This is a genomic window from Mycobacterium sp. 050134 (assembly GCF_036409085.1).
Taxonomy (GTDB): domain Bacteria; phylum Actinomycetota; class Actinomycetes; order Mycobacteriales; family Mycobacteriaceae; genus Mycobacterium.
The window spans coordinates 33110-46663 of sequence record NZ_JAZGLV010000022.1 but is presented as its reverse complement, the minus strand read 5'-3'; the positions used below and the strand labels follow the sequence as shown (position 1 = coordinate 46663).

The following is a 13554-nucleotide window of genomic DNA, read 5'->3' as shown; positions in this document are numbered from 1 at the left end:
GTCGGGACGTGGCGACCGGAAATCCCGTCATGCCGCCACTAGCCTCGCGCCATGACCACTTCCCCCCTCATCGACGACGAACGCGCCATCGAGGGGGCGCACAATGCCGACTGGCAGGCCGGCGCCCGCGCCGCGCGACGGCTGGCCTGGATCTGCCTGACCGTAGTGCTCGTCGAGGGTGTGATCGGCCTGTGGCAGGGCCTGGCGGTCGGGTCCGTCGCGCTGACCGGATGGGCGCTCGGCGGTGCGTCCGAGGCCCTCGCCAGCGGGATGGTGGTCTGGCGCTTCAGCGGCGCCCGGACGTCGTCGCCCGTCGCGGAGCGGCGGGCGCAACGCGGCGTCGCGGTGTCGTTCTGGCTGACCGCCCCGTACATCGCCGCGGAGTCCCTGCACGACCTCGCCGGCGCCCACCACGCCGGGACGTCGGTGATCGGCATGGCGCTGACGGTGGGCGGGTTGCTGCTCATGCCGGTTCTCGGCCGGGCCAACCGTCAACTGGGCGAGCGATTGGGTTCGGGAGCCACCGAGGCCGAGGGAATCCAGAACTACCTGTGCGGCGCGCAGGCCGCCGGTGTGGTGATAACCCTTGCGCTGACCGGGTTTTGGCCGGGCGGTTGGTGGGTGGATCCGGCCGTGGGGCTGGGCATCGCCGGCGTCGCGGCCTGGGAGGGCGTCCGCGCCTGGCGCGGCCACGATTGCGGCTGCTGAGGGGTCAGCCCGAGGCGGGCATCGTCGGCAGGGGTGGGCCGGCCCCGTCGTCGGGCAGTGCGGCCAGGCCCCGCGCCGCGGCGGCGGTGCGGCCGCGAGCCGACGGCCAAGCGGCCTCGCGTCGATCGTTGTCCGTTATTGCTGAGTCAACGTCTTGAACAGTTCCGCGGCGACGGCTTTCATCCCTTCCCGGTTCGGGTGGAACGAACTCGCCACGCGGTAGAGAGGTTGCATCGGCTGGATCCACGTGTCTCGGCTGCCGAGTTCGTGTCCGCGGCCGAGTTGAGATGCCCGAAGGACTTCGGCTCCGGTTCGCTCGGCGGCGCCGGTGAACACGTCGGTAAGTTGGTCGTGAATGGTCGCAAGCGCGACGATGACGGACCTGTCGAACGGGACGTCGGCGAAAGGGGTTGTGGCGGCGCCCACCATGGGCAGGTAGTCAACCAGGATTATCCGCGCCTGTGGTGCGCGCGAGCGTGATTCGGTCACGATGCGCGCCAACCCGGCTGTGGCGGTTTCTCGTTGCTCCGCGGTCACACGCGGAATGTTCTCCGGTCTCCAGCGCCGCAGCAGCCCGCCCGTGGCTCGGGCGAGTCGGAAATAGACACCCAGTTTTACCGCTGAGCCCAGGTATTCGAGATCGTTGCCGGCGGCGGTTACCAGGACTATGTCGGTGTCCGCGGGTAGCGATGTGATCTGGGGTGCGAACTTCGTTAGACCGACGCGCTGAGTGGTATCGAGAATTGTCGCCGTCGTCGCTCCCGAGACCGTGAGGTCGGTGAGATCCGCGCCGAGCGCGCGGGCCAGGAAGTTCGCGTAATTGTCGCTGGATCGCATCGCAGCGCGGTTCACGACGGGTTTGATGCCCGGGCCGGCGGCGTATGAGCTGCCCAGCGCGGCAATCTTATGGTAATTGGTCATTTCGTGGTGACTCCTCCACATCGATATCGTTGTGGCAGTCGGTGATTGGTTGAGTGCGCCGGGCGCATCAGCGGGGTGCCGCGCGATGGGCTGCCACCTCGAACCCGACGTCGGATACCGACACTGCGTCAACTCCGGTGCCTTCGCTGAGCCGGGTCAGGACATGGCCGGGTGGCATCTCGATTGCATGGGTGACCCCCAGTTCCGGCAGGATCTCCGCGATGGTCCTCCATTGCACCGGCTGCGAGACGGATTCGACCAAGTCGCTCAACACCGCTTTGCCGGTGCGTACTCGACGCCCCCGGGTGTTGGTCAGGTAATCGGCGGACAGGGGCCGATCGGGAACGGCGCGAAGATGGTCAGCCAAGGCGTCGCGGACTGGTCCCTGCAGGGGGCAGTGCGAGGCCACGGCGACATCGAGCACCTGTACTTTCTCAGCGCCCGCGTGCTCGGCCGCCGGCATCAGCCGGCGAATGGCGTTCCGGGTGCCGCTGAAGACGACCTGGCGGCGGCTGTTGTCATTGGCGAGCCACAGTGGGTCGTCCGGCGTGCCCACCTGAAGCGCAAGCTGGCCGGCGCTGCGGGCGTCAATGCCGAGGACCGCCGCCATACCCCAATGCCCGTGCGCGCAAATGCGTTCCATCATTGTGGCCCTCAAGGCCACCGTCTGAAGGGCCTCGGTGAAGGTGAGTGCACCGCAGATCACCGCTGCGGCGAAGGCGCCGACGGAATGGCCCGCCACGACGGTGGGTCCGGGCACACGCCAGGCGTGAATTAGCGATCGCGCAGCCGCGACTCCCACGATCAGCAGTGCCAGCTGTGCGTTGGCCGTGCACCCGAGGCTTTCCGCCGTATCCAGGTCGCCCAGGCTGGGCCCGTCGGGTTCCGCGTTCAGGAACTGTCCGGCCTCTTCCAGGCTCGCCTGGCACAGCCCTGGGAAGGCCAGCATTCCGCTGTGCTGTGATCCCTGACCGGGGAAGAGGAAGGCTGTCATCGCCCTGCCACAAGCGATTTGGTGGACACGAGGAAGATTCCGGTCGGCGTCTTGACCAGCACTTCACGCGCGCCGCAGAACACTTCCGCGAGCGCCACCGCCCCGATCTCGAGATCGAGCTGGGCGTCGACGCGGGCGGGAAGGTCGTCGAGGACGTTTGGCAGGCGGTCGAATAGATGCTGTGGGGGGCGGCCACGGATCACGATGTCGAGGTCACTGTCGGGCCCCAGAGTTGCGAGTCCCGTCGCGAGTTCGAACCCGGCGCTGCCCGTTGGTCCCCACTGCAGCGGCAGGTTCCGCAGCCGTCGCCGGAGCTCAACGAGCGCGCGCGCCGCGGGTACCTGCGATCGGATCCGGTCGACCCGGTCTACGAGCTGTTCGGGTGTGAGCAGCTCAACGACATTCGTCGCCGCCGTCGTCGTACCCCAACGTTTTCCACGCGTGCAGCCCCTGACGCCGACAGCTATATGGTCATTGGGAGCGACGGCCCGGCGCACCACGGCCCACGGTGCTCGCACCAGCGACTGTCGCGCCCAGGGCGGGGCGTCGCCCGCGAGTTGGTCCGGACGCTTCAACCGCAGCAGGTCATGGGCCCGCACGGTGTGAGTCGCACCGGCTATGTCCATTGGCGGGCCAGTCTCTCGCGCACCTCGATCGAGGCCGCCCTACTGACTACCGCTGCGCTGCTGGTCATCCGGTTGGACAGATCGGTGGGACTCGTCCTGGCCCGGTCGATCGCCCCAGTGATCGCTTCTGACACGACTTTTCGGTCGGCTTCGGTGGGCGCGTCCGCGTCGGAGACCGTCAGTAATCCGTCGCAGAAGCCCAGCTCGGCCCAATCGCGAACCGCGTAGCTGAGCGGCTTGACGGTCTTGGCGAGTTCATCGAGCTCCTCCACGGTGCGCTGGGTGATACGAGCCGCCGCGGGTTTGTGCATCGCGTGGATCTCCACGCCCGGATCGTCAAGGGCGAGTATCTGATTAGCCTGTAGCCCGTGCGCGAGGAAGCCTCCGGACAGTGCCCTGCCGACGACTAGGGCGATAACTGGGTGCCCGGCGACGCGGGCAGCGTGATATGCGTCGACCGCTGCGGCGATCGCCTGATGGAGGCCGGCCATTTCTTCGATCCGTCCGTATGCCTGGCTTGGGAGGTCGACGATCGCGACGATGGCCCGTTTGTCCGAGGCGGGCTGGTCGTCGTCTGCGCCGCAGACCGCCCGTACCGCCTGTGCCAGCGCCAGTGACTCCGTGAGTCCGAGCTGTCCCTCTCGGGCGCGGTGGAAGGGGTTGTGCGGGTCCGGGACGACGGCGAGATACGTCGCGTCCGCCGTGTCGGCGCGCAGAACCGACGGGATGAGTGCCGTGGGTTCGCCCCCCAGCAGCCGCAGCCATGTTGCTCCTCGGCTGACCGCGGGTTCGGCGGGCGCGGGCCTGGCGAACCGCCGGCCGGATACCGGCTCGTAGGTTGCTCCCCAGATGGTCCGGAGGTCGTGTGGCTGGGGCGGATCTGACGGATCGATCACCGCAAGTCGGCTGCTCAGCACGTCCAGGCGTTCGCTGCGGTGCGTTGCCGGTCGGGCGCTGGGCGCGGCGACCGCGGCGCTGACGGCGGCACGGATTTCCGCGGCGTCGTCGAGCACCAGTTTGTCGGCCAGTCCGGTGCTGAAGCGTTGCTCTCCACCGTCGATCGCCCAGATCAGTGCCTTGTCGCTGGAGTCGAATTCCTCCACCCCGCCTTCCTGCTCGATAACAGCAGGGCCGTTGAGGCCGATGCGTGCTTCCGGGGTCACTATCAACTGACTGCACAGGCCGGCCGCGATGCTGACTCCGCCAAACGAGCCGACCGTACCTGCCACTACGCCTATCACAGGCGCTAACCGGCGCAAATCGAGTACCGCTGAGCAGATTTCGGCGACGGCGTTGAGCCCCAGGTTGGCTTCTTGCAGCCGTACACCGCCCGTCTCGAAGAGAATCACGGCAGCAGTGCGGGTGCCTCGGCGTGATTCTTCGGCGGCGAGCGTCAGTGCCTGGCTGATCTTGGCCCCGGACACCTCTCCGGTTGCACCGCCCTGGAATCTCTGCTCGATGGACGCGATCACGGCGGGGCGGGAGTCGATCATGCCTCTGGCAATGATGACTCCGTCATCGGACTGCGGGACGATCCCCTGCAAAGGCAGCCATGGCGATTCGAGTCGATCGAAGGGACCCAGCAGGACCCTCATCGAGCCGGGATCCAGCAGCGCCTGCGCACGGGCCAGGGCGTCACGCTCCACGAAGCTATCGCGGCCCATAATCTGTTGCCAATCCGTGGCGGCGAAGTACTGGGGCTCCTGCAGCGGCTGGCTCACTGTGATTCTCCGCGGGTCGCTGCCTCGGCGGCTTGCTGCAGTCGGAGGCTCACGACCGCCGGTGTTGCGCCGAAGTCATTGATCTCCCAACGCCCCATCAGGCGCTCCCGCGAAAAGAAGCGGCGTAGGACCTTCTCCCACGCCGCGTCGAATCCGTCGACGCTGGTGCGCACCCGGACGCGTGCCGCATTGCCGTGCGGCTCAGAGTCGACGAGAATTTCCAGATCGCCGGACGCCACCACACCGACGTGTGCGGATCGTCGCAGTGCCGTGTCCGCCTCGAAGTTGTAATTCAGTGTTCGCATCAGATCTCCGTCATTTCAGGGGCATTCGCTCAGAGTCGGGTGAGTTCGTCGAGGAACATTGCCGCGGCGAGCAGATCGCCGCTGCCGCCCGGGGAAAGTCGCCCGCGGCGGGCTTGACGATCCATCTTTGCCAACGCTCGAGCGCCGCGCGGCGTGTTCGGCCCGCCTTCGGCCAGCACCGCGCGCGCCGCCTGCTGCATGGCGGTGAGACCGGCTATGCCACCCCGGTATAACAGGCAAGTGTCGTCGAGCCGGGCGATCAACTCGATCAGCGCTTGGAGCCTTGCCTGTACCGGGGCGAGCCCAGCCATCCTTGCGTCGCGCAGGACGTTTAGTGCCAGCCGTACGTGAGGAAAGCCGCTCTGGGCTTCACCGCGTGCCCCCGAGACGTGGTATCGCCGTTCGGCCACCGCACCATGCGAATGCTCGCGGGGCGCAGTCAACATCGGGTCCGGCAATCTGGCCAACTCTGCGCCGTATTCGGTGATCCCGTCCGCCCCATCAGCATTGACTGCGCCGCAGATCAGCAGACCGAGCGCCCACAGCGCGCCCCGATGAGTGTTCACACCGCGGGTGGCTGCCAGCATTTGCTGTTCACCACGTCTACCCGCCGCACCGACGTCGGCCCGAAGCCGCAAATCAGGAGCCCTGGCCTGGGCCATCTCGGCGAGTTCAGCGAAGATTGGCCCCAGCGCACGGGCTGACGCGTTCAGGGTGTCCATGTCCATATCGTCGTGCGCAGACATAGCGCGCGGGTCAACCAATCCGGGCTTCGGCGCCAAAGCCGCTTCATCGATGAGAGCAGCGACGGCCCCGCCGGCGAGGCTCAGCGGTGTTGAGGTGACGTGCACGAGATCGCCGGGGTTCCCGATCGCCGTCATCGCGCTCACCAATCCCGGAATCTGGCGGGCGGGTTGTAAAGGCCCCCGGACCAGGCCACCAGGTCGCCGATACTCTTGGCGGCCAGCAATGATCGGTTTGCCGCCGATACGTCCACACCCAGATCCGTCGGGTAGGCCACCAGCCCGTCTCTGCGCAGATTCGCAATGGCACGCGCGTCTACCCGTTCGCCGATCCGAGTGACGCCCGCGATGGCGGCGATCGCGTCGCGGCGCTCCTCCACGCTGTCCGTCTTGTACAGATAAGCCACGCCCTCTTCGGTCACGATGTGAGTCACGTCGTCCCCGTAGATCATCACCGGCGGGATCGGCAGCCCCGCTTTCCGGCCGACCTCGACCGCATCAAGGGATTCGACGAATGTCGGGATGCCGCCGGCGTGGAAGGTCTGAACCATCTGCACGACCAGCTTGCGGCCGCGTATCCCAGCTCCCTCACCGTGCTGCAACGCCAACCATGCCGGCGACGAGTGGCGGCGGCCGTGCGGATCGTGGCCCATGTTGGGTGCTCCGCCAAATCCGGACAATCTGCCGTCGGTCACAGTGGAGGAGTTGCCATCCCGGTCGATCTGCAGCGACGAACCGATGAACATGTCGATGGCATACTGCCCGGCGAGCTGGCACAACACCCGGTTAGAGCGCAACGAACCGTCCCTGCCGGTGAAGAAGACATCGGGGCGTGCCGCCGTGTAGTGCTCCATGCCCGACTCTCCTCCGAAGGAGTGAATCGACTCAACCCAGCCGGATTCGATCGCCGGGATGAGCGTCGGATGGGGATTGAGCGCCCAATGTTTGGCAATCTTGCCCCTCAAGCCCAGCGACTCGCCGTAGGTGGGTAGGATGAGTTCGATTGCGGCAGTGTCGAAACCGACACCGTGGTTGAGCGAAACCACTTGATGGCGCTCGTAGATGCCGCGGATGGCCAGCATCGCCTTGAGGATTTCCACGTCGCCGATCTGTCGGGGGTCTCTGGTGAACAGCGGCTCGATGGCAAACGGCCGGTCAGCTTCCACGACCAGGTCTACCCAGTCACCCGGGATGTCGATACGGGGCAGCTGCTCGGTGTTGTCCACGATCTTGTCGACCTGCACGACCACGACTCCGTCGCGGAATGCCGTCGCCTCGGCAATGGTGGGGGTGTCCTCGGTGTTCGGACCGGTGTAGAGGTTGCCGTGGCGGTCGGCTTGCGCCCCGACGAGCAATGCCACGTCGGGAGAGAGATCGATCAGCATGCGCGCATAGAGCTCCACGTAGGTGTGGATCGCCCCGATCGAGACGGTTCCGTCCTCGACAAGCTGCGCGATCCGCACGCTCTGCGGCCCGGCGTACGCAAGGTCCAGCTTGTTTGCGATGCCCTTCTCGAACAGATCCAGGTGCTCCTGGCGTGACACAGACGAGATCAGCATGTGCAGGGAGTTGATCTCGGCAGGATCGACATCTGCCAGCGTCCGGGACAAGAAGTCTGCCTGTTTCTGGTTATCGCCCTCCAGGGCGACCTTGTCGCCGCACCGCAGCAGCGCCGTCAGTGCTTGCCTCAGCTGTGCCGCCGCGATGACTTTGCCGTCGACGAACGACTCCGCAGACCGCAGTCTCTCGGCCTTCGCCAACCGTCGCGAATTCCAAATACCTGTTCTCACAAGCAGTTTCTCCTGATCGGCCGCTCGCACCCCACTGGAGCTGGAATCAGCGTCGTTGAATCTGTGCTCGCCCGGCCCAGACGGTGGAACGGGATCGACGAGACCATCGCGGCCTGAGCTCGTTGCTCAAGCTCGTGATAGGGCCTCGTGATAAGGCATAGCCGATGTCGACACCGCGCCGCCAAGACCTTCGAAGGTCTCGTTCGGGAAACCCCCTGGATCATCGTAGCCTCGGCTATCTTGCGGCACCAAGATGGTGTTTGTCACCGTGCGTCTGTGCAGAATCGGGTCATCGACCGCGTCCGCACGTTCAAGGCTGTCGCCTACGGTTGCTGTCGCCGCCGGCTTATCGCACGGTCGCGGGTCCCGCCGCTCAAGATAGCCGCAGCGGTCGCGGCCGGGCGTATTTCGCGACCCTGGCGGCAAATTCGACGCGCGCCGCGGCGGGCCAATGCCGCACGGCCGCTAGGGGATGGGCAGGTCCGGGCAAGCCGGGATGTAGTCGATGTCGGGCGAAACCCACACGCGCCATTGCTCTTTGCTCATGTTGGTGGTCAATATGGCGCACAGCGCGTCGGCCGGGTTCGAGGGCCGGTCCTCGGGCACGTCGGAGGCGGACCACAGCCGCGCGGTGCCGTCCTGGCTGGCCGAGGCCAGGCGCCGGCCGTCCGGGCTGAACGCCACGCCGTGCACCGCGTCGGCGTGCCCGCGCAGCGTTTCGCAGGCGGCCCCCGCCCAGATGCGCACCGTGCCGTCGTAGCTGGCGGTGGCCAGGCGCTGCCCGTCGGCACTGAACGACATATCGCACACCACGCCGGTGTGCCCGGTGAGCGGGTCCCCGAGCGGCTCGCCGGTGAGCGGATCCCAGAAGCGCACCGTCTGGTCGCGGCTCCCGCTTGCCAGCCGGCCGTCGGGGCTGAACGCCACCACCCACACCGTGTCGGCGTGCCCGGTCAGGGGCCTGCCGAAGGCGGTCCCGGTGGCCGGGTCCCAGAGCCGCACCGCCTTGTCGGCACCGCCGCTGGCCAGCATCCGCCCGTCCGGGCTGAATGCGACGCTGTAGGCGACGCCGGTGTGGCCCGTCATCGGCTTGCCGACCGGTTCACCGGTCGCCACGTCCCAGGCCCGCACGGTCAAGTCGTCGCCGGCGCTGGCCACCCAGCGCCCGTCGGGGCTGAATTCGACGCTGTTGACGACGCCGGTGTGGCCGGTCAGCGGCTTGCCGACCGGCTCGCCGGTTTCCGCGTCCCACAGTCGCACCGTCCGGTCCCCGCCCGCGCTGGCCAGCCGCCGCCCGTCCGGGCTGTACGCCACATGGCGCACCCGCACGTCGTGGCCGGCCAGTGGCCGGCCGATCGGCTGACCGGTTTCCGCGTCCCAGATCCATACCAGTTTGTCCTCGCCGGCGGCGGCGATGCGCAGCCCGTCGGGCCGGATCGCCATCCCCAGCAATGGCTTACGGGCATCCATGATCTTCAGCGTTCGGGGCCGCAGCGCCAACGCCTCGGCGATCGGCCCGTCATCGGGCTCCGCGGCGATGGCGCGGGCGGCGAGCAGCTGCTGGAAGGCGCCCACATCGCCGCCCGGGATGGTCTGCGCCATCATCGCTTTCGCCTCGACGACGAGCCGGCGCGCGACCGCGTCGTAGTGGCGGCGTCGCTCGATCTCAAGCTTGTCCTCCTCGCGTTGCCGGGAGGCGGCGAGGTACTCGGCCGCGGAAGCGAGCCGTTCGGCGAAACCCGGTCTGGCGGCCACCATTTCCGCCGCCGCGAGCCGTGACCCGCCGAGTAGCCAGGATTCGTCGCGTCCGTGCCTGTCCCATGCGGCGGCCGAACGTTCGAGATCGGTTGCGGCCGCAAGATTCTGACGCTCGTCCTCCAGCCAGTGGGACAACTCGTCCCACTGGCGTAGCAGGCTTTCCAGCGCGACCTCCACAACCACCTCGCTGCCCCGGCGGTCGCGCACCAGCAGCCGCTTCTCCACGAAGGCGTCGATCAGGGAACGGCTTTCGGCGGGCAGCTCGGATTCCAGCGCCACCCGGCGCAGCGCTTTATCGTTGTCGGGGTTGATGGAGGCGAGCCAGGGGATGAACGCCGCCCGTAGCAATTCCAGAGCGGTGTCGCGATCGCGGGGGTCGGCCGAGAGGATCTCCTCGATCTGGTTGTTGACGACGTTGGGCATCCCGCCCATCGCCTGGTAATGGTCGGAGGTGATCTCCTCGGCGGTGCCGTAATCGGTGTAGAGCCGCTGCAGGGTGAGGGCCAGCAGGGGCAACGTGTCGGCGCCCCCGCCGGCATCGGTCACCAGCCGATCGACCAGGTCATCGGCGATGACGAGCCGATCGCCCGCCTCGGAGGCGCGGGCGGCGGGACCCCGGATGACGCCCGGAAAGTGGTGCTGCGGCATCGTTTTGAGGTCGTTGAACAGCTCGGTGCCGATGCCGTCGAGGACCGGATGGCTCTGCATCGCCTCGTAGCGGTCGGTGCGGATGGTGGCAGCGACGACGAGCCGTGCGTCGTCGGCGTTGATGCGGGCGATCACGGCGGCCACCAGCTCAAGGAAGCCGGCCGCCTCCTGGGCGGCCTGGGCGGACACGGATTCGGCCGAGAAGAGTTCCTCGGCCTGGTCCAGCGGCAGCACCAGCGTCGGCGCCTGACGCTTGGCGTTGGCGTTGTAGGCCAGCCGCGCGGCGGCGGCGTCGCGCACCTCGAGCAACAGCTCGCAGACCCGATCCGCGTCCGACTCCCGGCAGATCGTCTTGAGCTCGCCGAACGTCGGGGAGCCGGGCAGGCCCAGCGCGCGGCGCGCCGTGTGAATCGCCGCGGCGAGGCCGCTCTCACCGGTGATCGCGCTGCGCTGCGGGCGCACGATGCCCAGCACCGCGAAGTTGCGGTCGTCACGCTGCAGGCGGGGGATCAGCCCGGCGCGCAGGAATGACGACTTGCCGCTGCCCGAGGGGCCCAGGACGACGAAGAACGACTTGACCCCGGCGAAGCGGATCTTGCGCAGCTCGTCGGTGCCGCGCATGATCGCGGCGTTGCGGCCAAAGAAGACGCCGGCGTCGATGTCCTCGAAGGGCTCCCAGCCGCGATAGGGGGCGCGGTCGGGGTCGGTGTGCGGGGGCCAGACGAAGTTCTCCGGACCGATCCCGGTGCCCTCGATCGCCTTCTTGAGCTGGTCGAGCGACGCGGCGTTGAACCGCACCGAAGCGCCCGACGCCGTCGTGATCTCGGTTGCCGGGCCGGGGGCGAACAGGTCACAGCGCTGCCACTCGGCGGTGATGTCGGAGTCGCCGGTGTCCTCGAGCCGCGCGACGAGGATCTGCTTGCCCAGGGTCTCGGCGGTGCGGTATTCGGTCTTGCATTCGGGCGAGCTGCCCCAGGACTGGGACACCAGGCAGATGACGGCCTCGCAGCGCTCGTTGGCCTGGCGCAGCGCGTCCTTCCACCGATGGCCCGGCGCCAGTCCGGTGTCTTCGGCGATGTCGAGGAAGATCTCGCTCACCAGCTCGGGCCGCTGGTCGATCAGCCACTGGCGTAGCGCCGCCGCTTCGGCGTTGTCCTTGCTGGAGTGGCTCAGGAAGATCCGCGGCATGCTGGTCAATCCCTAACGGTGGGCACGCGACGTGGGCTTGGAGGTCAGTCTAATCCAGCCGGTAGCGAATCAACCGTGAGCTGTTGGCCACCACCGCCACCGACGACGCGTTGTGCAGGATCGCGGCCAGCACGGGGGACAGCGCGCCGCCCGCGCCGATCAGCAGCCCGGCGGCGTTGACGGCGATGGACATGCCGTAGTTCTCACGGATGACGTCGACGGCGCGGGCGCCCAGGTCGCGCACGTCGAGCAGGCGGTGCAGGTCGTCGTTGGCCAGCGCCACGTCCGCGGTCTCGACGGCGACGTCGGTCCCGGCCAGGCCCATAGCGATCCCGATGTCCGCGGCGGCCAGCGCCGGGGCGTCGTTGATGCCGTCGCCGACCATGCCGACCACGAAGCCCTCGCCCTGCAGCTCGCGCACCACCTCGAGCTTGTCCTCCGGCATCACCTCGGCGCGCCACTCGTCGATGCCGAGCTCGGCGGCCACCACCTCGGCGATCTCGGGGTGGTCGCCGGTGAGCATCACGATCCGCCGAATCCCGTTGGCGCGCAATTCGTTCAGCACTTCGGCCGCCTCGGGCCGCACCTCGTCGCGCAGGCTGATCAGCCCCACCAGCTTGCCGTCCACGGCCAGCAGCAGCGGTGTCTCGGCCTGGCGCCGCAGCCTGTGCACCCACTCCTGCGCCCTCTTGGAGACCCTGACCTTCTCGGCGCGCAGCAGCGACGGGCTGCCCAGCAGCAGGGTGCGCCCGTCGGCCCAGGTGCGCATCCCCAGACCCACCAGCACCTCGCACTCCTCGTGTGGAGGGATGCTGATGTGGCGCTCCTCGGTCGATCGGATGACCGCCTCGGCCAGCGGATGGCGGGAGTGGATCTCGGAGCTGGCCGCGTACGCGAGCACCTGCTCGGGTTCCCAATCCTTGTGCATCGCAACGATGTTGGTGACCACCGGACGGCCGACGGTCAGCGTCCTGGTCTTGTCGAACACGATCGCGTCCACCTGGCCCGCCTGCTCGAGGTGTGAACCGCCCTTGATCAGGATGCCGCGGCGCGCGCCGTTGCCGATCGCGGCGCTGATTGCCGTCGGGGTGGCCAGGCCCACCGCGCACGGACAGGCGATCAGCAGCATGGTCATCGCGCGGCGGACGTCCCCGGTGACCAGCAGGGTGAGTGCCGAGACGACGAAAGAGGTGGGAACGAACCGCCGGGAGAAGTTTTCACCGACCGTCTGAATGGGTGCCCGGTCGTGCTGCGCTTCTTCGACGCGGCTGATGATGCGCCCGATTGTGGTCTGGTTGCCGACGGCCTGGGCGCGCACCACCAGGCGCCCACGCACGACGACAGACCCGGCGTGCACGCGCGATCCGACGGCGATGCTGACCGGCAGGTTCTCGCCGGTGATCGCCGACTGGTCGACGATCGCCTCGCCGTCGACCACCTCCCCGTCCACCGGTATCGCGACGTGATCGTGGATGATCACCTCGTCGCCGATCTCGACGCTGTCGATGGGGATCTGAATTTCGCTGTCCTGCAAGCGGATCCAGGCGGTGTCCTGGTTGCCGCGCAGCAGCTCGGAAATGGCCCGCCGGGTCCGCCGCAGGGTCAGGTCCTGCAGGTACTCGCCGATGTTCAGCAGCCACAGCACGGTCAGGGCGACCACGTTCTCGCGCAACACCAGGCTCGCCACGGTCGCGGCCGAGACCAGCGCATCGGTACCGGCACGGCCGGAGCGCAAAGACCGCAGCGCCCCCCGCAGGAACGGGTAGCCGGTGAAGACCGTGACACCGGTGGCGAAGAGCCGGCCGCTCGGCCCGAGCAGCGGCGGCCGCGCGAACACGTAGCGCCGCACGCCGAGCAGGGCCAGCGCCGCACCGCCGACCACCATGCGCAGCACGTCGGTGTTGCGGATCTCGGCGGAATGCGGCGCGCGCGCCGGGATCAGCTCGGCCGCGACGTGGGCGGCGGCGCCGATGGCGTCGAGCACCTTGGTTCGGTCGCACCGCCGGGGCGAGTACCAGACCACGACCGAGCCGGTGCGCGGGTAGGCGTGCACGGCGCGCACACCGGCCTGCTTGGCGACGGCTTCTTCGACCGCCACGGCGCGGCGGGAGTCGCCGCGAACCCACGCGACGCAAACGCGCATGCGCCCGGC

General features: G+C 68.2%; 10 protein-coding genes. 1 reads left to right on the top strand and 9 read right to left on the bottom strand.

The features are described 5' to 3' along the window. The first annotated feature begins 51 nt into the window (after positions 1-51). The gene (locus tag SKC42_RS22435; protein WP_330966453.1) at positions 52-708 is read left to right on the top strand and encodes a cation transporter; all 657 of its coding nucleotides are present in this window, start codon (positions 52-54) and stop codon (positions 706-708) included. Positions 709-843: 135 nt separating this feature from the next. On the opposite strand, the gene SKC42_RS22430 is transcribed toward SKC42_RS22435, so the two are convergent. From SKC42_RS22430 to ctpC, 9 genes are all read right to left on the bottom strand, one after another. Continuing rightward, on the bottom strand, positions 844-1629 hold the full coding sequence (locus tag SKC42_RS22430) for an SGNH/GDSL hydrolase family protein (RefSeq protein ID WP_330966452.1): 786 nt from the start codon (positions 1627-1629) through the stop codon (positions 844-846). Between the two features lie 67 nt (positions 1630-1696). Further along, entirely contained in the window at positions 1697-2623 is a 927-nt protein-coding gene (locus SKC42_RS22425; protein WP_330966451.1) for an ACP S-malonyltransferase, read from the bottom strand. Beyond that, a complete protein-coding gene (locus SKC42_RS22420) occupies positions 2620-3249 on the bottom strand; it encodes a malonate decarboxylase holo-ACP synthase (protein WP_330966450.1) in 630 nt (209 codons plus the stop codon). The genes SKC42_RS22425 and SKC42_RS22420 overlap by 4 nt, the downstream gene beginning before the upstream one ends. After that, the gene (gene mdcD / locus SKC42_RS22415; protein ID WP_330966449.1) at positions 3240-4970 is read right to left on the bottom strand and encodes a biotin-independent malonate decarboxylase subunit beta; all 1731 of its coding nucleotides are present in this window, start codon (positions 4968-4970) and stop codon (positions 3240-3242) included. The genes SKC42_RS22420 and mdcD overlap by 10 nt, the downstream gene beginning before the upstream one ends. Then, positions 4967-5275: a malonate decarboxylase acyl carrier protein gene (mdcC, locus tag SKC42_RS22410; RefSeq protein ID WP_330966448.1), complete on the bottom strand. Its 309-nt coding sequence runs from the start codon at positions 5273-5275 to the stop codon at positions 4967-4969. The genes mdcD and mdcC overlap by 4 nt, the downstream gene beginning before the upstream one ends. A 29-nt stretch (positions 5276-5304) precedes the next feature. Next, complete coding sequence (locus SKC42_RS22405) at positions 5305-6156, bottom strand: triphosphoribosyl-dephospho-CoA synthase (RefSeq protein WP_330966447.1); 852 nt, start codon at positions 6154-6156, stop codon at positions 5305-5307. Between the two features lie 5 nt (positions 6157-6161). Further along, positions 6162-7808 carry a malonate decarboxylase subunit alpha gene (mdcA, locus tag SKC42_RS22400; RefSeq protein WP_330966446.1) on the bottom strand — a complete coding sequence of 549 codons (1647 nt, stop codon included), beginning with the start codon at positions 7806-7808 and terminating at the stop codon, positions 6162-6164. A gap of 465 nt (positions 7809-8273) precedes the next feature. Beyond that, positions 8274-11402 carry an nSTAND1 domain-containing NTPase gene (locus SKC42_RS22395; protein WP_330966467.1) on the bottom strand — a complete coding sequence of 1043 codons (3129 nt, stop codon included), beginning with the start codon at positions 11400-11402 and terminating at the stop codon, positions 8274-8276. 49 nt (positions 11403-11451) lie between these two features. Next, positions 11452-13545 carry a manganese-exporting P-type ATPase CtpC gene (gene ctpC / locus SKC42_RS22390; protein ID WP_330966466.1) on the bottom strand — a complete coding sequence of 698 codons (2094 nt, stop codon included), beginning with the start codon at positions 13543-13545 and terminating at the stop codon, positions 11452-11454. Between the last annotated feature and the right edge of the window lie 9 nt (positions 13546-13554).

Coding starts and splice junctions, on each gene's coding strand:
- SKC42_RS22435 (WP_330966453.1), top strand. CDS start 52: ATGACCACTTCCCCCCTCATCGACGACGAACGCGCCATCGAGGGGGCG.
- SKC42_RS22430 (WP_330966452.1), bottom strand. CDS start 1,629: ATGACCAATTACCATAAGATTGCCGCGCTGGGCAGCTCATACGCCGCC.
- SKC42_RS22425 (WP_330966451.1), bottom strand. CDS start 2,623: ATGACAGCCTTCCTCTTCCCCGGTCAGGGATCACAGCACAGCGGAATG.
- SKC42_RS22420 (WP_330966450.1), bottom strand. CDS start 3,249: ATGGACATAGCCGGTGCGACTCACACCGTGCGGGCCCATGACCTGCTG.
- mdcC (WP_330966448.1), bottom strand. CDS start 5,275: ATGCGAACACTGAATTACAACTTCGAGGCGGACACGGCACTGCGACGA.
- SKC42_RS22405 (WP_330966447.1), bottom strand. CDS start 6,156: ATGACGGCGATCGGGAACCCCGGCGATCTCGTGCACGTCACCTCAACA.
- SKC42_RS22395 (WP_330966467.1), bottom strand. CDS start 11,402: ATGCCGCGGATCTTCCTGAGCCACTCCAGCAAGGACAACGCCGAAGCG.
- ctpC (WP_330966466.1), bottom strand. CDS start 13,545: ATGCGCGTTTGCGTCGCGTGGGTTCGCGGCGACTCCCGCCGCGCCGTG.